The organism is Enterococcus sp. DIV1096b (genome assembly GCF_050498765.1).
GTDB classification, from domain to species: Bacteria; Bacillota; Bacilli; order Lactobacillales; family Enterococcaceae; genus Enterococcus_D; species Enterococcus_D entomosocium.
In genome coordinates this window covers 1261279-1284835 of sequence record NZ_JBMHEK010000001.1, presented here as the reverse complement: position 1 = coordinate 1284835, position 23557 = coordinate 1261279, and the positions used below count along the sequence as shown (strand labels likewise).

General features: G+C 41.7%; 20 protein-coding genes. 2 read left to right on the top strand and 18 right to left on the bottom strand.

From position 1 onward, the window contains the following. Positions 1–54: 54 nt before the first annotated feature. The 5 genes from IGJ17_RS06210 to IGJ17_RS06190 form a co-directional block, all read right to left on the bottom strand. On the bottom strand, positions 55–819 hold the full coding sequence (locus tag IGJ17_RS06210) for a ribonuclease HII (RefSeq protein WP_005236834.1): 765 nt from the start codon (positions 817–819) through the stop codon (positions 55–57). Next, entirely contained in the window at positions 803–1669 is an 867-nt protein-coding gene (ylqF, locus tag IGJ17_RS06205) for a ribosome biogenesis GTPase YlqF (RefSeq protein WP_005229614.1), read from the bottom strand. Before ylqF ends, IGJ17_RS06210 begins: the two co-directional genes overlap by 17 nt. 423 nt (positions 1670–2092) lie before the next feature. Beyond that, entirely contained in the window at positions 2093–2998 is a 906-nt protein-coding gene (locus IGJ17_RS06200; protein ID WP_086332227.1) for a class C sortase, read from the bottom strand. Positions 2999–3020: 22 nt separating this feature from the next. Further along, on the bottom strand, positions 3021–4892 hold the full coding sequence (locus tag IGJ17_RS06195) for a SpaH/EbpB family LPXTG-anchored major pilin (RefSeq protein ID WP_034878666.1): 1872 nt from the start codon (positions 4890–4892) through the stop codon (positions 3021–3023). A 54-nt stretch (positions 4893–4946) separates the two neighbouring features. Next, a complete protein-coding gene (locus tag IGJ17_RS06190; RefSeq protein WP_086332226.1) occupies positions 4947–8522 on the bottom strand; it encodes a SpaA isopeptide-forming pilin-related protein in 3576 nt (1191 codons plus the stop codon). Positions 8523–8865: 343 nt separating this feature from the next. Here IGJ17_RS06190 and IGJ17_RS06185 point away from each other — a divergent pair, with 343 nt between their 5' ends. Continuing rightward, positions 8866–10359, top strand: a complete 1494-nt coding sequence (locus IGJ17_RS06185) for a helix-turn-helix domain-containing protein (RefSeq protein ID WP_005236849.1) — start codon at positions 8866–8868, stop codon at positions 10357–10359. Positions 10360–10492: 133 nt separating this feature from the next. Here the strand turns inward: IGJ17_RS06185 and lepB are convergent, their stop codons facing one another. The 7 genes from lepB to IGJ17_RS06150 form a co-directional block, all read right to left on the bottom strand. Then, the gene (lepB, locus tag IGJ17_RS06180; RefSeq protein ID WP_086299602.1) at positions 10493–11041 is read right to left on the bottom strand and encodes a signal peptidase I; all 549 of its coding nucleotides are present in this window, start codon (positions 11039–11041) and stop codon (positions 10493–10495) included. Between the two features lie 32 nt (positions 11042–11073). Continuing rightward, positions 11074–12504: a S41 family peptidase gene (locus IGJ17_RS06175; RefSeq protein ID WP_086332225.1), complete on the bottom strand. Its 1431-nt coding sequence runs from the start codon at positions 12502–12504 to the stop codon at positions 11074–11076. Between the two features lie 76 nt (positions 12505–12580). Next, the gene (locus IGJ17_RS06170) at positions 12581–12802 is read right to left on the bottom strand and encodes a YozE family protein (protein ID WP_005236867.1); all 222 of its coding nucleotides are present in this window, start codon (positions 12800–12802) and stop codon (positions 12581–12583) included. Then, positions 12795–13316 carry a peptide-methionine (S)-S-oxide reductase MsrA gene (gene msrA / locus IGJ17_RS06165; protein WP_008379644.1) on the bottom strand — a complete coding sequence of 174 codons (522 nt, stop codon included), beginning with the start codon at positions 13314–13316 and terminating at the stop codon, positions 12795–12797. The genes IGJ17_RS06170 and msrA overlap by 8 nt, the downstream gene beginning before the upstream one ends. Then, the gene (locus tag IGJ17_RS06160) at positions 13316–13966 is read right to left on the bottom strand and encodes a YpmS family protein (RefSeq protein ID WP_005236869.1); all 651 of its coding nucleotides are present in this window, start codon (positions 13964–13966) and stop codon (positions 13316–13318) included. The genes msrA and IGJ17_RS06160 overlap by 1 nt, the downstream gene beginning before the upstream one ends. Continuing rightward, the gene (locus IGJ17_RS06155) at positions 13963–14949 is read right to left on the bottom strand and encodes an SGNH/GDSL hydrolase family protein (RefSeq protein WP_086317054.1); all 987 of its coding nucleotides are present in this window, start codon (positions 14947–14949) and stop codon (positions 13963–13965) included. Before IGJ17_RS06155 ends, IGJ17_RS06160 begins: the two co-directional genes overlap by 4 nt. Before the next feature lie 214 nt (positions 14950–15163). After that, positions 15164–16006, bottom strand: a complete 843-nt coding sequence (locus IGJ17_RS06150) for a DegV family protein (RefSeq protein WP_034872242.1) — start codon at positions 16004–16006, stop codon at positions 15164–15166. A gap of 126 nt (positions 16007–16132) precedes the next feature. Between IGJ17_RS06150 and trhA the strand changes: the two genes are divergently transcribed. Next, on the top strand, positions 16133–16786 hold the full coding sequence (trhA, locus tag IGJ17_RS06145; protein WP_005236874.1) for a PAQR family membrane homeostasis protein TrhA: 654 nt from the start codon (positions 16133–16135) through the stop codon (positions 16784–16786). Between the two features lie 63 nt (positions 16787–16849). Here the strand turns inward: trhA and IGJ17_RS06140 are convergent, their stop codons facing one another. From IGJ17_RS06140 to IGJ17_RS06115, 6 genes are all read right to left on the bottom strand, one after another. Beyond that, complete coding sequence (locus IGJ17_RS06140) at positions 16850–17338, bottom strand: dihydrofolate reductase (protein ID WP_086299606.1); 489 nt, start codon at positions 17336–17338, stop codon at positions 16850–16852. Positions 17339–17343: 5 nt separating this feature from the next. Next, on the bottom strand, positions 17344–18090 hold the full coding sequence (locus tag IGJ17_RS06135) for a hypothetical protein (protein WP_429961161.1): 747 nt from the start codon (positions 18088–18090) through the stop codon (positions 17344–17346). Between the two features lie 43 nt (positions 18091–18133). Further along, a complete protein-coding gene (locus IGJ17_RS06130) occupies positions 18134–19081 on the bottom strand; it encodes a thymidylate synthase (RefSeq protein WP_086317048.1) in 948 nt (315 codons plus the stop codon). A 16-nt stretch (positions 19082–19097) separates the two neighbouring features. Further along, positions 19098–21005 carry an ABC-F family ATP-binding cassette domain-containing protein gene (locus tag IGJ17_RS06125; protein ID WP_086332222.1) on the bottom strand — a complete coding sequence of 636 codons (1908 nt, stop codon included), beginning with the start codon at positions 21003–21005 and terminating at the stop codon, positions 19098–19100. 204 nt (positions 21006–21209) lie between these two features. Next, complete coding sequence (locus tag IGJ17_RS06120; protein ID WP_086317044.1) at positions 21210–23246, bottom strand: cation:proton antiporter; 2037 nt, start codon at positions 23244–23246, stop codon at positions 21210–21212. Positions 23247–23249: 3 nt separating this feature from the next. Next, positions 23250–23531 carry a hypothetical protein gene (locus tag IGJ17_RS06115; protein ID WP_008379625.1) on the bottom strand — a complete coding sequence of 94 codons (282 nt, stop codon included), beginning with the start codon at positions 23529–23531 and terminating at the stop codon, positions 23250–23252. Between the last annotated feature and the right edge of the window lie 26 nt (positions 23532–23557).

Below are 23557 nucleotides of genomic sequence, written 5' to 3'. Positions count from 1 at the left end.
TTTCTTAGTGATCTTACTTATAAGATTCGCTAAAAAAAGAGGGTTGGATGAAATTTATAGGTATTGTTTAACTGGGGCAAAGGTTTTTCGATGAATAGGGCAAATTCCATGGGCAGCTAACCCTTCTAAATGAACTTTGGTCCCATACCCAGCATTTTGATCAAACCCATAAAAAGGATACACATCATGAAAATCTTTCATTAAATTGTCACGATAGACTTTGGCAATGATACTTGCTGCGGCAATCGAAATGGAGCGGGCATCGCCTTTGATCAAGCTTTGTTGAGGGATGTCGGTCTCGATGGTCATCGCATCAATGAGCAAATGTTCCGGCTTGACCGCTAAGTCGATCAAAGCTTCTTTCATCGCCAGGCGGCTCGCTTGATAGATATTTATCCGATCGATTTCTTCAGGACTAACCACACCGATACCGACAGCCACGGCTTTATTTTGAATTTCGATAAACAGTTCTTCTCTTTTCTTCGCAGAAAGCTGTTTTGAATCATTCAGACCTAAGATCTGACATTCTTTAGGCAGAATGACCGCAGCTGACACCACGGGTCCTGCTAATGGTCCACGCCCCACTTCATCTAAACCGGCGATAAAACGGGCACCTTGTTGAAATGCTTCGTTTTCAAAACGCATCATTTCTTCGTATTTCTCCTGCAAAAGCTGCTGTTTAACTAATTGTTTCTCATATTGTTGCAGTAGCTTTTGGACCCCCGCGCGTTCATCTGCCTGCAATTCCTGTAAAAATGCCAGGTCATTAAATGTTGGATCAAATAATCGCTCTTTGATTGACTTAATCGGTTGTTTCATCTTGGCTTTCCATTTCCTCCACTCGATCTAGTGTATAACGGCCTAATTTTCCTTGCCGAATGTCAAAGACAACAAGCTCGCTTCCTCGATCATAGTTATCTTTATACCCACGTTTTTCAGTGATTTTCATCAACAGGTCTGGCGCTAACAACGCCTCTTCCTCCGCCTTTAGTTGGTAACGATTGGCGATTCTTTCAGGATAATAACGGGCAAAAAAATCAAGTCCATACAATGCGATATCATCCAAATGGATCAGCTGATCTTTAATAGCCCCCGTCAATGCCAATTTTTTACCAATCTCAGGATCTTCAAATTTTGGCCATAAGATCCCAGGCGTATCTAGCAGCTCTAGATCAGTCCCAAAACGCAGCCATTGCTGTCCTTTGGTCACGCCGGGTTTATTACCCGTCTGAGCAATTTTCTTCCCTACTAAACGGTTCATCAAGGTTGATTTTCCGACATTCGGAATGCCAATCACCATCGCTCGAATCGCACGGGGCTTCAATCCTCTGGCTTTGTCACGAGCGATTTTTTCCTTCAAGACTTGCTTAGCCGTCGGGACAATGGCTTTGACGCCTTGATTGTCTTGGGCGTTGATCGCCAAGGCTAAATAGCCTTGTGCTTGGAAATAATGCTCCCATTTTTTGGTTTGAACGGGATCTGCTAAATCCGCTTTATTGATCAAGATCAATCGTGGTTTTTGCTGTAATAATTGGTCCAGCATGGGGTTGCGGGATGAGATCGGCAAGCGTGCGTCCACGAGTTCAAAAACGATATCCACGAATTTTAATTTTTCACTTACTTCACGTCTGGCTTTCGCCATATGGCCTGGAAACCATTGAATGGTCATTTGAACGTTTTCCTCCTTGGTACTTCTTCGAATTGGTAAAAAGACAGTAGTGTCTAAATCCATGCAGTATATATCTGACAAGAACGAGGACTATTTGCTCTAAAACCATCAGAGAAACTAGTCACACTGGGCATTTTGCTAAAATTGCTTTAGGACAATGTTCTTGTTCCAACCTCGTGCATAGGTAAAGCTTTCAGCGCGATTCTCATGCGTCATACGCGCTTTCTCGCTTTTTAATTTTGGGGAAGTGGTTGGAAAAAGCTTGTCTATCCACTCATTCTTCCTTTTTTCTGACACCTTTACCATTAGACCGACTGCTTTTTACTACCTTTTATCTTCGTTATTGTACCATATTTCACACGACATGTTTCGTTCTGAGTAAGGTTAACAAGTCATTTTCTAGTGGATCTAGAGGAAAACCTGCTATCTTTTCTTCTTATCACTGGGAGTGATCAAATCATGCTGTTTTTTTCTTTTGATTCTGCTAATCACCAGCAGGAGTAGTAATAGTATGGTGCTTACAACTAGCAGCACCCACAAATCCTGCTGGTTTGCTTTTTTTGCGGCACTTGTTTCATTTTCTTCATTGTAAGAAACCCTTTTGCCGCGAACCAATAAACGATGGCTATTGACCATATAGGGTGTGCAGGTTAGTAAGGTGACATAATCACTGCCTTTGACAATTTTTAGTGCTTCGGTATCATCAGGGGCGACCGTTTTAATCTGATCTATTTGATACGCCAACGTATCATCAAACGTTTCGATATAAAACTCATCGCCGATCTGCAGCTTAGGCAGATCCGTAAAGAGGGTTGCACTCGTTAACCCACGGTGTCCGCACAGAACTGCATGGGTATCTTCACCACCTATTGGATACGAAGCGCCCTCCAATAATGTTGCTCCTCTTTTTAACAACGTATCGGTGGTTTGATCAAAAATCGGGAGAGCGACACCAATCACGGGGATCTTTAAAACGCCGATCGTATGTCGTTCATAGTAATCAGGTGTATCGCCTGATTCTGAGTCCCTTGTTTCTGATAAATCTTGCGTTTCTTTGATTCCAGGATTGCTGGGATGCTGTGCCAGCTCTTGATTTACTCGTTCCAACTGGTTCCTTTTTTGTTGTTTTTCTATTTCACTCATTTTTTTAGCTTGGCTTTGGTAGTAGCTGATCAACTGTTGATCCAAAAAGGTGTTGAGCTGATTACTTACAAAAGGATAACTGATGATCAGAACACCTAGCAGCAGCAGAATACCCATTAGAACATCCAACAAAGTCACTTTTTGAGTAGGTACTTTCGTGCCATTTCTTTTCCTTTTGATTGTCATCGTGCATTTTCATCTCATTTACTTACCCTTTTTTCCGTTTAACAAAATAACACCCAGCTAAACCAACGATCACCACTCCGATGGCGCCCATTAAATACGTGCCGGCACCACCAGTTGCCGGTAAGGTTCCTTTGCGGCGGTTAGGGACTTTTTCTGGATCTCCCAATTGCTCTTTCGTTCCATAAGACGTTTCATGTACTTCAAAAGCGATGCGATTTGTTAGCAGTACATAATTTTTTGGTGCTTTTACTTCTTCCAAATAGTAGGTGCCAAATTTTAACCCGATGATATCAACTAATCCATCTGTCCCTGTGGTAAATTTCGTCGCTTCATCCGCTGTTTGCACCCAAGATACCTGTTTGGTTCCTTCTTCGATTTTCAGGTAGTTGGCATCATCACGGTCTTGATCCCGTACAACAAAAACTGCATCTGCCAATGCTTCGGTAGCGGTCACAGCCCCATCGACTTTTAAGAACCGTTTGCCCCCTGTCAAAACTTCCACGCTTGGAGGCGTTTGATCCGTCATGAAATCCGTTTCTACATTTGCTTTATTCGTAAAGCCATTGATAGGCATAGCTTGTTCATTTAAATACATATAATACACAAAGCGCAATTGATTTCCCGGCGTTAATTGCGGCACGAATTCTGGATTGATAGTTACCGTAAAGCCATGCTCTTTTTCCGTTACTTGGTAATTCGTCGCATCGATTTTCTGCTCTCCATCATACAATGCATAGCCCGTTTCTCCTTCAGCTGTATTTTCAAAAGTTAATGCTGGATCATGGGCATCGATCAATTGAAAATGTTTGTATTTGTTTTCTGATCCTACTTTATCTTGAATACCTGATGGGATATTGACCGTTAGGTGATATTGGATTCTTTCGCCGATCTCCACGTCTTTGCCGTCTAATTGTGGTGTTGTTTTTGTAACATTTGTTGTGTCATTCTTGATTGTTAGCTCAACAGTAACGTTACTTCCTGAATCAATCGAGAAATCCTTGATTCTTTCTTCCTCGATTAAGGCGGCTTGACTTGGGGCTTTCGTTTCCTCTAATTGATAGGCGCCTGTTTCTAGTTGCGCAATCTTTAGCTGTCCTTTTTGGTTCTCACTCACATCGATACCAGCGTCTCCAGCAGCATATTGTTTGCCTGTCAAAAAACGGTATGCTGCCTGTTTGTCAGTTGTCCATGTATAAAGTCCATCGGCTGCACTTAAAATGTATTTCTTGGTATTTTCGCGTCCTTCTTGCTTTGAAACAACAAATTCCGCATCATTCAGTGGTTCGTTTTCCCCCGTTCCTCGCTTATTCACAAGGAGCGTTCCTTCATTTGTGACGATATTCTTCGGATAAAGATGGATCGTGTCTAGCTCTTCTTCTCCATAAACATATGAGCCATCAGCTTGTTGGATCATTTCATATACGGGAAAGGCGATCACCATATTCTCAGCAGTTGTAACGCCGTCTTTAGGGGCTTCTACAATGGTGTAAACTGCATCCCGATCGGCTTGTTTTTTCGGCAATTCAAAAACCAAATCACCGGCTGCATCTGTTTTCCCGCTAGCTATAGGGGAACCAGACGTCAAGGTTTGAACTTGACGCTTGGCTTCTTCAACGGATGCCCCTGCAGATCGTTTTTCATAAAATGCTGCTGTCACATCATAGACAGAAAAAGTGACATCGGCTAAGCCTTGGTATTGATCAAACTCTTCCATCTCAGTCCCACTATTTTGAATCAATGAACCTGGCAGATTGACCATTTTCTTTTTATGGAGATGGATCTGTGCCAAATTGCTCTCTGCAGACACTTGCTGATTTTTTGTTCCAAAAAAGACAAATGGCAAAAGTAAAAATAGGAGACAAACCATTTTCGTATGATTAAAAATCTTTTTCATTGTTCTTTCCTCTCTTCTAAATTTTTTTTCGTTTTTCATTCGCTAATGGAAAAATTACTTTAATGAAGGCTTATCTTTGCGCTTAACGTGCAAATAGCTACCAGCTAAAAGGACTAGCAGACTTGCTGAAAGAATGACCATCCATCCATGCCAATTCCCTCCGGTTTCAGGAAGAGACACTTTCACTTGATTGGTTACGATCAATTCTATTTGATTGTTCTTTTCTCCAGAAACAAGAAGATTCGGTAGTCGTTCTTCATCGATAAAGACCTGACCATCCTCTTCAATCTTGATTTGGACAGGTGCTGTTAAACCTGCATAGCCTGCGGGTGTACCAGTTTCTTCCAAGGTATAGCTGCCGGGTGTGAGATCTTGGAAGTGAAATACCGCTAGTGCTTCTCCGTTTTCAGGCAGTTCGACAGTCCGTCCGTTTCCACTTAGCCGGAATTTTGCCCCCTCAAGTGCTTGTCCCAGTTCATCCTGTTTATTGACCACCAAATCAAAAGGTTTTAACTGATTGCCATGGGTAAGGGTCCAACAGTTGGCATCCCCGTCGACATTTTCCCCTTGATACTGGATTTTTCCGTCTGTACCAACGACAAATTCATAGTCACCGGCAACCGTATCATATCCGAGCGGACCGGCTGTTTCTGAGATACGATAAGCGCCAGGCTCAAGGATCGTAAATTCAGCCATCCCAACATCATCCGACGTTTCTGAGGCGATTTCTTGATAATCCCCTCCTGCTGTTTTTTGTTGAAGAGAAAAGACAGCGCCTGCTAACAATACTTGCTGCTCATTTTGCAACGAATATTTTCGAATAGCGACTGGAATTTCTGTAAACGGATTGGTAATCTCCAGGATAATCGTATGCTCGACCAGTGTGACAGGTTGTCCATCAATCGTCGCATGCCCTTGCTCATCAATATGGATCAGCCACTCTGTTTGCTTAGCCAAATGATGTCCCGCCGGTGCAGTGACTTCCTTTAAACGATACGTCTGACTTTTTTGCAACGTAGTATCTGCTGGCATCCCGTACGTTCCATCCCCTTGATCCACAAGGGTTACTGTCTTTCCAGCGCCCGTCAATTCAAAAACAGCACCTGTCAGCTTCACCTCTCCTACAGCGGATTTTTTGATCAGATTTAATGCGAGGGGCACAAATGTCTTTGTGTTTTTCCATGTAGAAACGTCCACTCTTGTCGATTCGTAGCCTGATACTGCCAGTTCATTTGTGACTTGATAATTAAACGTTTCTCCTTGATTGTTATAAAGCGGCAGTAGCCGGGTTTCTTCGTAATCCGTTCCATCCTTTTCAGAAACCGCGGAAACCTTGCTTCGTTCCCAACTTGTCTGATCTTGTGCATCGGTCTCAGTAAGTTTGAGATATCCTGTTTGCCAGCTCTCCTTGCTAGTAACTGGGCTTCTGCTTATTTCAAAATAGACAGATTCTGGGCGACTTGACGTATCGCCATCGTATTCCTCCCAGACTTTTTTGATCGTCAACTCTTTCCCAGGTGCTTTGGCAGAAGGCACACCAAACAATGCCTTTTGATCGGACTGATGATTCGGATAAAACACCGTTTCTCCATTCATTTGATACCAAGTATCTGGTTTAAAATCCGCTGCTTCCGTTTGAATCCGCACTTGATAATGAATTTGCAGTTCCTGTCCTTCGCCTAAATAAAGACCAGAAGCATTGAGTGTATTGTCAGATATCGTGACCTCAGGCTGCACCGTTAGAGCAGCAGAACCGACACTTTTGATGGACAAGCTATTTTCTTCGTATAAAAATGGCTGCGAAATGGGGTCAGTAATCTCTCCATCAGTGACTGTCGCCGAAATATGAAGGGCTTTTTTCTCGAGATAGTCGGCAATATCCGCTGCTTCATTGGCTGACTCATAATAAAGATGCCCCTCTTCATCAGCAGAAACCATCTGTCTCATTTTGTTCTCAACATCGGCCTTTGTATACCCAGCTGTTTGATCCCCTTGCAGTTGAATCCCCAATCCGTGAATCTCAATCCCGCGCTCTTTTAACGCCATCGCCTCACCGATCGTGGCGACAAACGTATTGTTGATCCATTTAGAGTTACCGTACTGATCAGATGCAAAATACCCGTTGTAGAGATGTGAAGTATTCATCGGCTGGTCTTGAGAAAGAGAAAAGGCGGTTCCATAATAACTACCATCTGCTTGTGTATGCACTTTGGACACATGATAACTGTAGGTCGGCACGCCATCTGTTAGCAAAACGATGACTTTCTTATGTCCATTTTGCGTTGATAGCATATCCCCAGCTTGGCGAAGCCCTCTTTGGGTAAAGGTCCCCCCAGCTGCTGTTTCTGGCGTCATCGTTCGGATCGTCTCTTTGACTTCAGAAAATTTTCCTAACTGGCAGGTTTTGTTTTGGTAATTGTTACCATCACTGGAATAACCGACATAGCCCATGTAGACACTGTCTTGAATGCCGCTTCCTTCAATTTGATTCAAAAAGCGATCCACACCTTTTTTTACCTCAGTGATGCGTCCCATCTCATTCATACTCCCTGACCAATCCACTACCAACACAACATCGATCGGATCAATTTGGCGTTGAACATTCCCTCGTACATTTAGGTAGACATCAAACAGTCCTGGAGTATTCGTCTCTTTTGCAAATTTCCGTAAAGCAAAATCCGCTTCATCTCCCACACCACCATACTCAATATACGAGTTGGTCAAATTTTCTGGATCACCATTCCATGTAGTTACGCCATCCCAGGTTTCGCCTGCATCTTTGTTCCCCTGATGATTTAAGACATTGCTCTTTTCATCAATTGTCCAATTAGCCGAAGGATACGTCCCGCTTTGGTCTGTCGTATAATCTGGTTCAATCGAAGCAAAAGCCTGTGAAACGGTCGTTTTTTGATAAAGACGTTCTTGTTTAAACGGTTCAATGAGTGTTTCGTCTTCAGAAGAACTTGTCGTTGTTCCTGTTTCCTTTGTCTCTTCCTGCGTTTCTTCATTCGAAACACCTTTTGAGTCTTCATTCGACACTTGTTCCGAAGTTGACTCCGTGCCGGTTTCTGCAGCTTGTGAATCAGTTGAGCTGACTTCCACCCTATCTGAGGAAGCAGATTCTGTCGCAAGCGGAATGTCAACTATCAATTCATCCAAAGACGCCAATTTGTGCGATTCTTGATTTTCGTGATCATATTCTTCAATCTGAATCGCCAACTTCAGTTTTTTTGTTTCATTAGGTAGTTGAAACGTTACTTCTTGTTCACAGGGTGTTTTCAAGAAGTCTTGTGTTGTTAGCCAAGACTGCGCGGATTCATCCTCAATAAAAACCACCTCTTTGTTGTTCGTTTTCGTTAGCGGTTGTTCTTTTGTTTCATCAAGTGCATATAATTGCAGCCAGATGCGTTGCTGTTTGTTTTTTTGTGATAGCTGATATCGTAAAGTAAATTGATTGCCCTCCCGTTGACCTGTCAACTTGATCTGCTCCGTTTCGGTAATAGCGATCGTATTTTCTTCTTGTGCACTTGCTATCCCATTTGTTTGCAAACTCGAATAAATGAAAAATAATATCCCCCCTAACATACAGAAAATGAAAGAGAACCAGTGGTGTCTCTTTGTCAAAAACATAAAAAGACCTCCTTTCAAAGAATCAAAAATTACAAGCTGATGATACAAGAAAGAAGCGAAAGACACCTCTTTTTTTTATTTTCTGAAAAACAGGAAAAATTTACGCATCTGTAGTTATTCATAAATAAAAAAGTTTTTTTATTTCAAAGTGGAACCAATTAACCAACGTTATTTAATAACTAAAAAAAACTAGCGTTTTTCACATGCGATTTCTATTTTTGTTCTTTATGAGACAGCTCTGGCAAAAATTTGTCTCAGTTTTTCTAAAAAAAAGCAAAAGTTTTGAGACGTGTCTTTACACAGTAATATAAATAAGTTATTAATAAAATAAGAAGGTGATCATTTGATTGAAAAAATACTCTTAGATACCCGAGCATTAGACAAAATCGGACTCTACGGAAAACTACTATCAATTGCTCCGGGTGAATACAACATAGAGTTCGTGAAAAATCTGACCCATTTAAGTGCAACGAGATTGAAAAGTTTACTTTCCTCGATCCAAGAGGACCTGCAAAACCTCTCCCCAGTAAATCTTTCATTACATAAAAACACCCTTAGTCTCCCTAAAAATTTGATTGAATACAATCAATATCAGCAGTTTTTAGCCCAAGAAAGTATTTCTTATAAAATGTTGTTAAGTATCTTGACCAATCAAGATGAAAGTTTGCTGGCATTTTGCCAAAGAAACTATATCAGTCGTTCGACTTGTTTCCGACAAACTAAAAAGCTTCAGGATCATTTAAAGGAATTCAACGTAACCTTAAATCAATCCGCCATGACGCTTATCGGTTCAGAGATGGTGATTCGCATCTTATTGTTTAATTTTATCTGGCACATTTCTTTAGGGGATAGTTTGGTGAAGGCCTTTGACCAAGAGATCGAAGAGCTTTTTGTTACCTATGAAGGAACGAAATACAAAAGCAAGTATGAAATTGGCAAAAAAGAAGCCTTACTTCATTGCAAGATTTGTCTGTTTCGTTTAAAGGATGGTCACAAGACAAATCTTTATCAGTTAACGAACCGATCATTTATCCCCAGTGGTGAAAAGCTTGATTTCTTCTCTGCTTTCTTTATGATCATTGATTCTGCAATAGACATTCTTGAGATCAATTCTTTGTTCTTTCTTTTTTATTACTGGCCGATGCTGACTTCTGCCAAAGATGTGCGTCTTCCGATTGTAGCGGATTGTTACAATCACGAAAAGCTAGAATTAAAAGAGCTGATGACTGAGTTTGAAGAACATTGCCAAAAATTTCTCTGTGATTTTGACTTCGACCATCAGTCGTTCCTTTATATGAATACATATCTTACGTTGCTGAAGTTCTGTATATTTAAGCAAAAAGTCCCCCTTTCAAATTTTTTCGAAGCAAATGTCATTAAGGATAAATACCCATTACATACGATTTTGACAAATACCATTCAAAGTTTTTGGCGTAAAATAGCAAATCGTAAAGGTTATGAGTGGTTAAAAACCTGTTATACCGATCTTGCTTTTTATCAAGCCTGTTTGCTTTATCCCATTTACATTGAAAAGGAACAAAAATATAAACTTAAAGTTGCTTTTGTCTATGTATCTAACTACTTGGTTTCCATGGAAGTTTTTAATATATGTGAACGGTTGCCCTACGTTGAAATTGAACGGATCACGCTGCCAACTGAAGAACCTTTTGACTTTTATATTTTGAGCTCACCACAGCTTTTACCCCCTTTTACAACCGAAGAAAACTCGGCGATCATTGATTTTTGTCGCTATCGTGATTTTGAAACGAATTTATGTCAGAAACTATCGAATGCTTTTAATGAAAAAATAAAAAAATTAACAGCAATTAGTGACTAAACAAACGCTTTTTTCGATGCTAACCATTTCCCTTTGGAAAAAGAATAAAAAGCTAGACAAAATCCCCCCTTGGAATCAACGGATGATTCCAAGGGGGGATTCATTATTTAATTATTTATTGATTTTACACAGACTAAATCAATCGAATATGAGTCAATGGATAATAAACAAAACGAGCATTGCCTAAAATGGCCTCTCCTGATATTGGTCCAAAGGAACGGCTATCTTTGGAGGCACGTCGATTGTCTCCAATGACAAAGTAACTATCTTTCCCTAATTTCTCAACACCTAATAAAGATTCCAAATCAAAGTCATTGGTGTAAGAGACAGACTCGTGATCATTGCTGCGGTTCTTCACTAGAAAATCTTCATCTACCGGTTCATCATCAATGTAAAGCTGATCATTGACATATTTCACTGACTCACCCGGTAAGCCAATCACCCGCTTGATATAGGTCGAACCATCCGGCAACTGGAAAACAACGACATCAAAACGTTGGATTGGCGAAATCTTCTCAATGACCACCATGTCTCCTTGTTTTAAGGTTCCTTCCATCGAATTTCCTTCAACAGGAACTGGGATCAACAAGAATGCCCGAATCAAGAATGCTGTTGCAAAAGCGATCAACGCATATTTCACTACTAGCCAAAAACGATCAACCCAGAATTTTTTCGCCTCCACACGTCTGCCTCCTCTCCAATTTTTCACTTAGTTTATTCTTCAGAAAGCAAGGACAGTGCTTTTAAATATGCTGGGTCCTCTGCTTTGAGTTTCTCCGTTACTTCTTTTTCGATCGCTTGGGCAGTGTCTGCATCGACTTCCCCAGTCACTTTTAAATCATGAGCCTCTTGTAAAGTCTTCACTGCTGCTGTCGTCTCATCATTGAAGGTATCACCACTAGTGGCATACCCTAACGCTTTAAGAAATTGATTTAGGTTATTGACTGCCGTTGATGATTGTCCAGCTTTTAAGGCATTGTCCCGTGGTAATGGCGGGAAATACGCATACTCTGGATAGTCCTCTTCATAATCCGGCATCACACCTTGATCATTGACCCAATTTTCATCCGGTGTCAGCCATTTCATGACCGTCATTTTTAATTCACTATTATCCCCCAGATCTTTCACGTTCTGAACGGTTCCCTTGCCGAAGGTTTCTGTACCAACAACTGGGATATCCGCTGATTCTTGCAAGGCTGCGGCAAAAATCTCCGATGCAGAGGCACTGCCGCCGTCGACTAAAACAACGACCGGCTCTGTGACTTTGAATCCTTCATCCAATGCTTCGCTCGCTTTGGTCTCACTGACCACCCCTTGATTGTTGGCAAACTTCACGATCGTTTGGCCGTTTTCTAAAAACATACTTGCCATGATCTGTACTTGGTCCAGCAGTCCGCCAGGATTTTGTCTTAAATCCAAGACAAACGACTTTGCGCCGGCTTCTCGCAGTTCGGTGATGGTTTCTTTCAACTCAGCTGCTGTGTTTTCACCAAAGGAAGTAATATCGATACGACCGATTGTGTCATTATTTTCAGCAATTTCTCCATGGACCGTTTCGATTGGGATCACATCACGAGTGATCTCCACATCAAAGGTGTCCTGATCACGTTGAATCGTTAAGGTGACTTTCGTCCCTTTTTCACCACGAATCTTACCCACAACTTCAGATAATTCCTGTCCCTGCGTATCTTCACCGTCTACCTTAACGATTCGGTCATTGATCCGCAGACCACTTTTTTCAGCAGGCGTATTTTTTATCGGCGCTTGTGCGACTTCTGGATAGTCTTCAACGATCGACAAGGTAGCACCAATCCCTTCAAAACTTCCAGAAAGTGATTGTTCTAAGCTATCCGCATCTGATTGGTTCAAATACGTCGTATAAGGATCATCTAGCGCATCAGTCATCCCTTGAAGGGCACCTTCTATCAAGGCATCCTCATCCACTTCTTGGTAATAATTCGCAAGGATCTGGTCATATAGCGACTGGATTTTCTCCATTCCGCTGGCTTCTGTGGTCGTTTCTGTCACCGGTTGCGCCGTCTGCTGATTTTGCTGAGCCGTTTGCCATAAATAGACACCGCCTCCTGACAAAATTGCGACACAAACGAGAGAAACGATATATCGGCTCGTCGTTAAACCTTTCATTCACAACACCTCTCTGAGAAAAAACAGCTCCGTTCTGCGGATTTTATGCAACCATACAAAACGAAGGATAGTTTTTTTATTTGTTATTTTCGAGATACTCTGCCCAGATACGATCAAAAATATCCATGGATGGCAAATAATCAACATTTAGTTCCAGATAAGAAGAGACTTCATCATAGTCATCGCTGTGCTTCGGAAACTGGATATCATGACTTGCATGAGTAGCAAAGATCTGGGCCTCATCTGTATGACTCGGTCCTTTGACTGCCATTAAATAGGTATAAAAACTTTTACGCATGTTCTTGCTCCCAATGATTTTCTAAAAAGGCTGCTCTACGGGCATGATTGCGAGCAAAATTCTCAGGATTCTTTTTGTAATACTCTTGGTGCTCTTCTTCCGCTAAATAAAAAGGTTGGGCTGGTTCGATCGTGGTCACGATCGGATCGGTAAATCGACCGGAAGCCTGAAGCGCCTCTTTGCTGGCTTCGGCTTTTTTCCGCTGCTCTTCATTAAAATAGAAGATAGCCGGACGATAATTGTCGCCGCGATCTTCAAATTGACCAAAAGCATCTGTCGGATCCGTTTGCTGCCAATAGATCGTCAAAAGGTCTTCATAACTGATTTTTTCAGGATCAAAAATGATTTCCACTGCTTCAGTATGCCCTGTTTGATGGCTTTTGACTTCTTCATAGGTTGGATTTTCGGTATGTCCTGCGGTATAGCCGGAAAAAATTGAATGCACCCCTTCTAATTCATCAAAGGGTTGGATCATACACCAAAAGCACCCACCGGCAAAAATTGCTCGTTCCATTATTCATCCTCCGTTTCAGCTGGTAAATATAAACTCATTTGAATTTCATCATCCACAAGATTGATTTTGTTGGCTTTGATAAACAAGCCATTTTGCATACGGAATTGATCCAAACGTATCAAAATGATTTGTTCATCGGCATTGACATCGATCCAGTCAGGAAATTTAAAACTACGTTTGATCATTTTCATTACTTCACTGGTGGGCAGATCCAAGGTGCCGATTGATAAGCTTTTGGCTTTCAATTGAACGTTACCTTCTTCGGTCACGTAAGGATCAAAATAGAGATAGAAGGTGATAGGAAATCCTAATACTTGAAACTCTCCCGTCAACAATGCCTCATTTCTTAGCTCAAAATTATACTTGACCTCTTGATCTTTTTGAAAATCTGACAGATAAAAATCAATCAATTGGTTGACCTGGCTCTTGTTGCTGTTAACGGTCAGAACAGGACTGCCCTCCCGTTGAACAAGTTCAGCACTTTCATTTAAGCCGGTTTCTCGCTGTTGAAAAATTCTTGAAGCAAAGAAAACCGTTGTGCCTAAAAGGATACCGACCAACACTAGAAAAGCAATTTTCCAGTAGTTGATCGATTTTTTTTTCGTTGCAGCTGTTTTTTCCGGCTGCTTCGTTGATTCGCTTGGTTTCATTTTGCTTCCTCCTCTAGCAACCAATAATTTTGCGTTTTGATCACTTCATCGCGAACGGCATTCGCCATCAGTTGATACCCAAGATTATTGGGATGGAAGCGATCGCCTTCATACAAAACATTGTTTGTGATATTATTCCCGACAGTTTGCGATGAGTCAGTTGTCGTTGAAGTACTGCTTTGTGATTCGTCCGAAGCTGTCGTCGATGAATCAGATAAGCGTTCTGTGTCCGATGATTCGGCAGTTTTCTCTGATTCTCCTTCTTCTGTATCAGCAATACCGACCTCATCACTTAACCCTTTATAGAGCAAATCGTTGATAGGAATAAAAAAGGCATTGTCTTGCTGATTGACGAACGTTTCCGTTTGTTTATTCCAGTTATCAATGATCGTCTGCATATCCGTGATTTCTGGGAAATTCAGATAAAATGGATTGTAGATGCCCAAGACATAGATTGGTGCATCACTATTCAAATCGCGGATTTGAGCAAACAAGTCTTTTAAACGTTCCTGGTAATCTTCCATCGGTTCCGTAAACGTCTCAATGCTCAAGCCGAAGAAATTGCTCTGAATCACTTTTAGTACGTCGTTACCGCCGACAGTCAAGGTAATCAAATCCGCTTGACTAAGATCTTGGCGTAAGTCTTCATCGTTTTTCACTCGCTTTAAAATCTGATCGCTTCTTTCACCAGCGACCCCATAATTTTTAGTTACCAAATTGCTCAAATCATAGCGATCCTCTAGATCCCCAGCCAAAATGGGCACAAAGCCACCACGAGCTGTTTCATCACCAACCCCTTCTGTCAAGGAATCCCCAAGAGCGAGATATTCAATGGCGGATTTTTTTGAATCATTGGCTGCTAGCTTGTCCACAGGGGTCAGCAATGGTTGGGCTTTGGGAACAGTAAAATGAAACAGTAAGCCAGTTCCAATAGCTATCAATCCCACAACGAGTAGATAAGTTACTAATTTCTTCCATTTCACAGGTATTCAAACTCCTTTGTAATCTTTGCTATTTTAACAAAATTCTCATAAAATTCCTAGTCGCAATCCTTCAAACTTAAGAAAGAAAACAGCTACCTGCCAAAGAGTCGACAAGCAACAGCAGCTTCTTTTTTTGTTTTTTCTTCCTGACAGCTTGTCATACGCCAAAAAGCGATTCGTCATTAAACGAATCGCTGAAAGAAAACATGCTTTTTTATTCCGTACTATAAGTAATCGCAAAGGCACCTTTACCTGTGTGAGTGGCGATGATCGGTGTCGTGTGCAACAAGGGGATATCCAACTCGGGGAATAGTTCCGCTAATTCCTTTTGGAAACGTTCTGTGATTTCTAACCCTTCAGCATGAGAAATACCAATTTTCGTCACTTTAGGCATACTCTTCAGTTCAGCTTTTAACTCTTCAAACCATTTATTGAAGGTCTTGACACCACGTCCTTTGACGACTGGAATCAGTTCTGAATGATCAAAATCCATAATCACTTTCATGTTCAGCAAACTCGATAAAAGACCTTTGGCACGACTGATACGACCGCCTTTTACTAAGTTTTCTAACGTTGAAACGCCGATAAATAATTTCGTATGCTCCCGCACCAAATCCACCTCTGGTAAAACTTCTTCTAGTGTCTTACCGGCTTTAGCCAATTCTGCTGCCCGAATCACTTGAAAAGCCAACGCTTGGTCTGTCGTGTCACTATCGATCACAGTGACTTTGGCTTTTGATAGATGACTGGCTTGACGAGCCGCTTCCACGGTTCCGCTAAGCCCTTTGGTCATATGAATCGATAGTATTTCACTGCCATCTTTGCCTAATTCATCATATAGTTCTACAAAATGACCGATCGGCGGCTGGCTAGTTTTAGGTAATTCTTTGGCTTGCGCCATCATTTGCATAAATTTTTCTCCCGGCAGCGTTTCATCATCTGGATAAACGACACCATCGATCATTACAGATAAAGGCACGACATGGATAGCCAAAGCATCACGGACACTTGGTTCCATCGTACTGGAAGAATCTGTCACAATTTTAAGATTTGCCATCATATATTCACTCTCTCTTTAAATCAAGTCTTTTTTCGTGGTAAAATAACCACAGACCATTTATACTAAGTATAACAGAGAGAAAATTTTTTTTCATCTAATTTCGATTCGAAAGGACGGTGCCGAATGCAGCACATGAAGTTTAGTCGCAGATATTTGATCGTCAATGAAGTATTAAATGCAGTAACCCACGGGATCGGATTAGGACTGAGTATCGCAGGACTGGTCATCCTCTTAATCAAGGGGGCAAATCTAGGGTCACCTATCCACATCGTTTCCTATGCCATTTATGGGTCGATGATGATTTTGCTCTTCCTCTTTTCTACCTTATTTCACAGTTTGATTTTTACCAAAGCAAAAAAGGTCTTCCAAGTCTTTGATCATGCCTCCATTTTCTTGCTGATCGCCGGAAGCTATACACCTTTTTGCTTGCTTAGTATCCAAGGCTGGCTTGGCTGGTCACTCTTTGTCTTGATTTGGCTACTAGCAATTAGCGGCATCGTTTATAAGTCACTGACTCTTCATAAAAAAGAGACTGTCTCAAAAATCTCCACCCTGATCTACATCATCATGGGCTGGCTATGTGTCGTCGCCTTCAAACCTCTGATCGAACATTTAGGCTACTGGGGAACATTTTTACTAGCAAGCGGTGGTGTTTCTTATACTGTAGGTGCGCTATTCTATAGTTTAAAATCCGTTCGATTCATGCATGTGGTTTGGCACTTATTCGTTATGTTAGGTGCTGGACTGATGTACTTCTCCGTCTTGTTGTATACCTAAAAATGAAGCATTGCTTACAAACAAAGAACAGGAAACTTTCGCTGCAGAAAGCTTCCTGTTCTTTTATTTTCTATGATAAAATTCAAATTGATGGGGGTAACGGTTCTTTTCATCGACGATCCCATCGATCACATGATCAAGTTTCCATTGCGTCCAATCAATCTCTGGGAAATACACATCTCCGTTAAATTCCGCATCGATCACTGTACGGTACAATTGATCGCAATCGTCAATCATCGCTTCAAAAACACCCGCTCCACCAGTTAAAAAAACGGGATGCTCTTGTTGCTTCACATACGCTAAGATTTCCTCTCGGTCATGCATCACTAACGCGCCGTTGGCTTGATAGTGTGGATCACTTGTCAAAACGATCGTCGTACGCTGCGGCAGTAATCTTTTTCCCATTCCTTCAAAGGTTTTGCGCCCCATTATAATCGTATTATTGATGGTTTGCTCTTTAAAAAATTTCAAATCATTTGGCAAATGCCACGGCAACGTGCCATCCGCTCCGATCAAACCCTTTTGATCTTGTGCCCAAAGTGCGATCAACATAAAAATTACATCCCTTCTGTATAAAATGATTCAGAAATAGTAGCAGCAACCTGCAGCCGCTGCATCAGCTGAAAAGCTGATTCATGCTCAAATGGATCTTTGTTGCGTTCATCAAAGCGCAAGCCATCACAGGCTTGGTAAACAATTGTGCCGCCGCTTCTTTGGACATTTCTCGGCCATTCCCCATCGTTTAAACGCGCGTTGTTGTTTTTCAGTAAGGTCGGTATCAGGGAGATAGGAAAGAGAGCACTACCAGCTGCGACATCAATTTCTTGTATTTGAAAAAAGTCAGCTGCGATCTCGTTGATCAAGCGCTCCGTTCTTTGCCACGTTTGCGGATGACTCGCAAACGCCCTTGCAGTTCGCCCTAGGATACAATACGTATTCTCTGGTAACGGCTGTTTGCTTATTGCCACAAGTTCTTCTGGATACGTCTCGATCCAAGTCACTACGCGATCAAAATCACAAATATGCAATGAATCCAGCATTGGTAAAGTATGCTGTGCCGCAAAAATAAGCCTTCTGCGGGCATCCGCCGCCCCTTTAGCTGGTATAAAAAGGGCAGTGCACTGCTGATTTGATCGAATGGCTTCTTTTAGCTCCGGCACAGTTTCCTCGGATACGGATAGCCAAACTGTATCATAGTGCTGATGCAAGAAATCAATGCATTGATCAATGAGCAATGCATGAATCGATCCAGCATGTCTCTGATGAAAGGTCGCCGCAAAGCCTCGTTTCTGGGTATTTTCCATTACGCCTCATTCCTTTCTTTATGAAATGAAACCAAACAACCACTTAAACTGCGATCGGTGCTTTGATTGTTGGATGCGGATCATACCCTGCCAGGGTAATATCTTCCATTTCAAAATCAAAGATTGACTGTTTTTCAGGATTTAACTGTAAGCTTGGCGCCGGACGTACTGAACGAGTCAACTGTTCCTTCATCTGTTCTATATGATTACTGTACAGATGAGCATCACCTAATGTATGGATAAAATCTCCGACTTCTAGTCCAGTTTCATGAGCAATCAGGTGCGTTAATAGCGCATAACTAGCAATATTAAAGGGAACGCCTAAAAAGACATCGGCACTGCGTTGATATAACTGACAGCTTAAGCGACCATCATGAACATAAAATTGAAACATCGTGTGACAAGGGGGCAACGCCATCGTCGGTACATCTTCTGGATTCCAAGCAGAGACGATCAAACGACGAGAATCTGGCGTCGTCTTGATCATGTCGATCACTTCTTTGATTTGATCGATAAACCCGCCCGTACTTTTTTCCCAATGGCGCCATTGGTACCCATAAACGTGTCCCAAATCGCCGAAGGCTTCAGCGAAAGTATCATCAGATAAGATTTTTTCACAAAACTGTTTCAACTCGTGTTGGTACTGTTCGTTGAAAGCTTCATCCACTAGGGAACGACGGCCAAAGTCCGTCATGTCAGGACCTGTGTAAGCATCACTTTTAATATAGCGCTCAAACGCCCATTCATCCCAAATGTGGTTATTATGTTCTAGGAGATAACGAATGTTGGTATCTCCTTTTAGAAACCACAATAATTCGCTTTTGATCAAGCCAAAAGGAACTCTCTTGGTTGTCAACAATGGAAAGCCTTGGGACAGATCAAAACGCATTTGGTGACCAAAGACACTGCGTGTTCCCGTTCCTGTACGATCACTTTTATCATTGCCTTCTGCTAATATTTTTCTTCCTAGATCTAAATATGCTTGTTCCATCGTTCTCTCCTTTACTCTACACAAACTCGCTCAAATATTCCCAACGATCCATTTTTTCTGCAAGTTGCGTTTCAACCTCGCTGATTTCTTGCTGTAATTTTTGGAGCTTGGTAAAGTCAGCTCCTTGATGATTCATCTCTTCAGTCAAAGCGGCAGCTTTTTCTTCTAACGCCGCGATATCATCTTCAATTGTCGCCCACTCTTTTTGTTCCATATAACTCAGTTTCTTTTTGACAGGCGCTGCAGCAGACTCCTCACTATCAGGAGAAAGTGAATCGTTTTTTGATTCTTTTGGCTCTAGTACACTTGAACTAGCTTTATTGGTATTGGCTGCTAGGTACTCATTAATGGAACCAAAGTAGGACTTAATCCTGCCGTCTCCTTCGAAGATCAGCAATTTTTGGGCAACTTTATCTAAAAAGTAGCGGTCATGGGAAACAGTGATTACTGCACCTGGGAATGTTTCCAAATAATTTTCCAAAATCGTCAGGGTATCAATATCCAAATCGTTGGTCGGTTCATCTAACAAGAGAACATTTGGCTGCCCAATCAATAGCTTGAGCAAAAATAGGCGTCGTTTTTCCCCGCCAGACAGCTTGCCGATCTTAGTGCCGTGCATGGATCGCGGAAACAAAAACTGTTCCAGCATTTCTGCGACACTGACTTGTGAGCCATCCACTTTTTGCACTTCCTCGGCTGCTTCTTGCAAATAAGCAATCATTCGCTGATCAGGGTTCATCGCTTCAATCGTTTGCGTATAATAAGCCATTTTCACAGTCACGCCAATCGTCCGCTCCCCTTCTTCTAAAGGCAGGCGACCAGCTAAAATATTGAGCAACGTAGATTTGCCCGCACCGTTTTCTCCTGTGATCCCTAAGCGTTCTCTTGATTGAATCAACAGATCAAAGTGAGACAAAATCGTTTTGTTTTCAATCTGGAAACTCGCATCTTTTAGCGCTAAGACTTGTTTGCCTAAGCGTGTCGTAGCAACATCAATGGCCACTTCGCCGTTCCGTTTTACTTGATGTAGGTTTTCTTTTAAATCATCGAAACGATCGATCCGTGCCTGTTGTTTCGTTGTACGGGCCTTCGCTCCGGTGCGAATCCAAGCCAACTCATGTTTGTATAACTGCTTGCGCTTGTCTTCTTGCGTCTCCTCCACTCGTTCTCGTTCTGCTCGAGCATGAAGATACGTCTCGTAATTGCCTTGATATTCATGCAGCTTGCCAAAGGACAATTCAAAGATCCGGTTAACGACTCGATCCAAAAAGTAGCGATCGTGGGTCACCATCAATAACGCACCCCGATAATTTTTTAGATAGCCTTCCAACCATTGGATCGCATCATAATCTAAGTGGTTAGTCGGTTCATCCAATAACAACAGGTCTGGCTCATCGATCAATACTTGAGCCATAGCCACTCGTTTCTTTTGACCTCCAGATAACTCACTGACCTTTTTCTTTAAATCACTGATCCCAAGTTTTTGGAGGATAATTTTGGCTGTTGTATCTGTGTTCCAAGCATCCGCTTTATTCATCGCTTCTTCTGCCAATTGATAATTGCGCTGCGTTTGTTGATCCATACCATTATTTTCTAAAGCAATCAGCGCTTTTTCATAGTCGCGAACAACGCGGATCAGCGGACTGGTCCCTTGAAAAACAGCATCTACAACGGATAATTCTTCTTGTAGCTGATTGTCTTGCGCTAAAAAGCCAATTCGATAATCTTGACTAGCAAAAACAGTTTGGCGATCACCATCTCCACGATCCAAACCTGCTAAGATTCGCAGCAAACTTGATTTCCCGGTGCCATTGACACCGATCAAACCGATCCGATCTTTTTCATGTATCAGAAAAGAAAGCTGATCAAACAGTGTTTTTTCACCGTAAGTTTTGGTTAATTCACTTACTTTTAATTCTTTCACAGAATCCCTCCTGAGTTTTTTCTTCGCTCATTGTACCACATTTCATCCGAGGAAACGATGAGAGAAAGGAGCAGTTTTTGCAATAAAAAAGAATGCCTTCGTCAGTTTATTCCCTCTGATCATCGATGTTGATCATCTTTTAGGAATAACCTGACGGAGACACTCCATAAAACGTGCATCAAGTTGCGCGCCTTTTGAGACATATTATCGGCGGAACATCCGCTGTTTCGGTTGTTCTTCCGCTCGAGACATCGCATACGATTCTAACAGATTGACATTGCGTCGGTACTCATTTGCAGAAATCGTTGAAATCTTCTCTGCCACTTCATATTCATCGATCGTCTTGCGCTCAAGATAATAGCCCCAAAGGACTTTCTTAACAAAAATCGGGTCTTGCTCAATCATGATCGTTTCAATGAAATTGCTATGTTCAAACCGTTTGATGCTCATTTCTCGTTGACGAATAAAGAAATTGATCAGCGAGGAATCATAAACATCTTCTAAATTGCTCAAACTGTGAAAAATGTATTCGCTGTTTTTTAAGTAGATTTTTTGTACTTCAGAAATGTCTCGTTGTTTCAAGGCATCTTTCAGTTGCTGCTGCCGCTGTAAAAACAAACGTGGATGGATCAGTACACGAATAAAACGCTGAATAAAGAAGAGCCAAAAACTAAAGAATGAGAGAATTTGTTTTGCGAGGGAATGCTGCTGCTGAGAAATAAAGCGTGAATAAAAACGATAGCCATTTAGGCTGACTTTCCCATTTCGATAAGCTTCATCCAAGCCGTCTTGTTCGATCGATAAGATCAATCCTTGAATTTCTTGGATTTCTTGTTTTTCTGAATCAGTCAAACTATTGCGATACAATTCCCAACGACGATTTTCATAGGAATTGATGACAGCATCGATCGCTAAGCGACCTTTATCAGAAAGCTCTTGTTTTTCTTCTGCTTCCAATTGTTCGATGACGTCTTCTAAGATCAGCAAGTGATTGAAGTCGACACTTTCGGCAGCTTCACCATCTGCCAAATAAGGTAAGACCATCACGCTGATGATCAATGTCAGCAAAATTACACAGGCGGTCAAAAACAGGAGCAAGCTCCGTTCCTGAAACGGTGTATCATGCACCATCACCGGTAAAATGAAGATGGCTGCCAAACTGACTGTTCCCTTGACGCCACCAAAGGTCAACAAGGCGACTTGATTCATGGATACTTGTTTTTTTGACTGTAAGAACCAATAATAAAATAGCAAAAAGATAAATCGTACGAGGAAAATCACCGCTGTGACGACTAAAATCGTGATGACTAGATGCCAGTTTGCATAGTTTTTGCTTTCCCAGATCGGTGAAAAGACTTGTGACAACTCGATCCCTAGAAAGAGAAACACTAGTGCGTTCAATGTAAAGACAATGGTCGACCACGTGCTTTCCGAAATGTTCGCTAATTCTGCATCAAACAACGAGATCCGGCGTTTTCTTTGGGCTTGGGCTACACCTGCCACAACTGCTGCGATAATCCCTGAGACGCCAATCATTTCTGCCAGCAAATAGGCAGCAAATGGCAAGAGCAGTTCAATCAATAAGTATACTGTGACATCTTGTGCCGAGATTTTTTCAATAAAACGTAAAATCCGGCGTTTCAGCCACACGATCAAGTAACCGACAAGCCCGCCACCGATACTAGAGAAAAGAAGTTGGAAGCCTGCGTTGGCTGCTGAAAAACTCCCGGTAGTCAAAGCCACGATAGCAAACTGTAATGCGGTAACCCCCGAAGCATCGTTCAGTAAGCCCTCGCCTTCAAGAATATGCATAATGTTTTTGGAAATTTTCAAACGCTTTGCTAATGAGGAGACTGCCACCGCATCAGTTGGTCCTAACGCAGCCCCGAAAGCGAAGCAAGCAGCCAGAGGTATCGTCGGCATCAACCAATGGAGGGTTCCGCCGACCGCAAACAGCGTCATTAAAACGCCACCAAAAGCCAAAAACAGCACGATCTTGCTGTTTTTTAGGATCTCAGGTACATCTGCTCGTTCCCCTTCTCGAAATAGCAATGGACCAATGATCATTACTAAAAACATTTCCGGTTCAAAGGCGATCTCTTGACCCATTTCTGTAAGACCTAATAAAATTCCTAAGATGATTTGAATAAAAAAGATCGGTACTGAGGGCAATATTTTGCTCGCCACATTTGATAATGTGACAAGAATTGCAATGATAATGACGAGTTCAATAAATTCCATCCATTACCCTCTTTTCTTTCGAATGGCTAATAACAGCTCAAGAAAATCTTCTTTTTTTAAAAGGATCTTGTCGTTTAGAAGACCTAACTCCTTTTCGTTATTTTCAATCTCGCATTGGACACGCCGTGATTCCAAGCGATATAAATCGTGTTTCATTCGTTCAAATTTTCGGAAAAGCAATGGATTTTTCCGTTGCAAATAATCCCGAATCTCCTTTTTTTCAGCTGGTGTAAATTGTCCCAACTGCTTCATTAGTTCTTGCTTACTTAAACATTCCTTGTTCATAATTACGTTTTTTACCCCTTTTATCA

Excerpts from the sequence above, each read along its gene's own strand:
- ylqF (WP_005229614.1), bottom strand. The coding sequence starts at position 1,669 with ATGACCATTCAATGGTTTCCAGGCCATATGGCGAAAGCCAGACGTGAA.
- trhA (WP_005236874.1), top strand. The coding sequence starts at position 16,133 with ATGCAGCACATGAAGTTTAGTCGCAGATATTTGATCGTCAATGAAGTA.
- IGJ17_RS06160 (WP_005236869.1), bottom strand. The coding sequence starts at position 13,966 with ATGAAACCAAGCGAATCAACGAAGCAGCCGGAAAAAACAGCTGCAACG.
- IGJ17_RS06195 (WP_034878666.1), bottom strand. The coding sequence starts at position 4,892 with ATGAAAAAGATTTTTAATCATACGAAAATGGTTTGTCTCCTATTTTTA.
- msrA (WP_008379644.1), bottom strand. The coding sequence starts at position 13,316 with ATGGAACGAGCAATTTTTGCCGGTGGGTGCTTTTGGTGTATGATCCAA.
- IGJ17_RS06115 (WP_008379625.1), bottom strand. The coding sequence starts at position 23,531 with ATGAACAAGGAATGTTTAAGTAAGCAAGAACTAATGAAGCAGTTGGGA.
- IGJ17_RS06130 (WP_086317048.1), bottom strand. The coding sequence starts at position 19,081 with ATGGAACAAGCATATTTAGATCTAGGAAGAAAAATATTAGCAGAAGGC.
- IGJ17_RS06150 (WP_034872242.1), bottom strand. The coding sequence starts at position 16,006 with ATGGCAAATCTTAAAATTGTGACAGATTCTTCCAGTACGATGGAACCA.
- IGJ17_RS06140 (WP_086299606.1), bottom strand. The coding sequence starts at position 17,338 with ATGTTGATCGCACTTTGGGCACAAGATCAAAAGGGTTTGATCGGAGCG.
- IGJ17_RS06190 (WP_086332226.1), bottom strand. The coding sequence starts at position 8,522 with ATGTTTTTGACAAAGAGACACCACTGGTTCTCTTTCATTTTCTGTATG.
- IGJ17_RS06170 (WP_005236867.1), bottom strand. The coding sequence starts at position 12,802 with ATGCGTAAAAGTTTTTATACCTATTTAATGGCAGTCAAAGGACCGAGT.
- IGJ17_RS06175 (WP_086332225.1), bottom strand. The coding sequence starts at position 12,504 with ATGAAAGGTTTAACGACGAGCCGATATATCGTTTCTCTCGTTTGTGTC.
- IGJ17_RS06200 (WP_086332227.1), bottom strand. The coding sequence starts at position 2,998 with ATGACAATCAAAAGGAAAAGAAATGGCACGAAAGTACCTACTCAAAAA.
- IGJ17_RS06210 (WP_005236834.1), bottom strand. The coding sequence starts at position 819 with ATGAAACAACCGATTAAGTCAATCAAAGAGCGATTATTTGATCCAACA.
- IGJ17_RS06135 (WP_429961161.1), bottom strand. The coding sequence starts at position 18,090 with ATGGAAAATACCCAGAAACGAGGCTTTGCGGCGACCTTTCATCAGAGA.
- IGJ17_RS06120 (WP_086317044.1), bottom strand. The coding sequence starts at position 23,246 with ATGGAATTTATTGAACTCGTCATTATCATTGCAATTCTTGTCACATTA.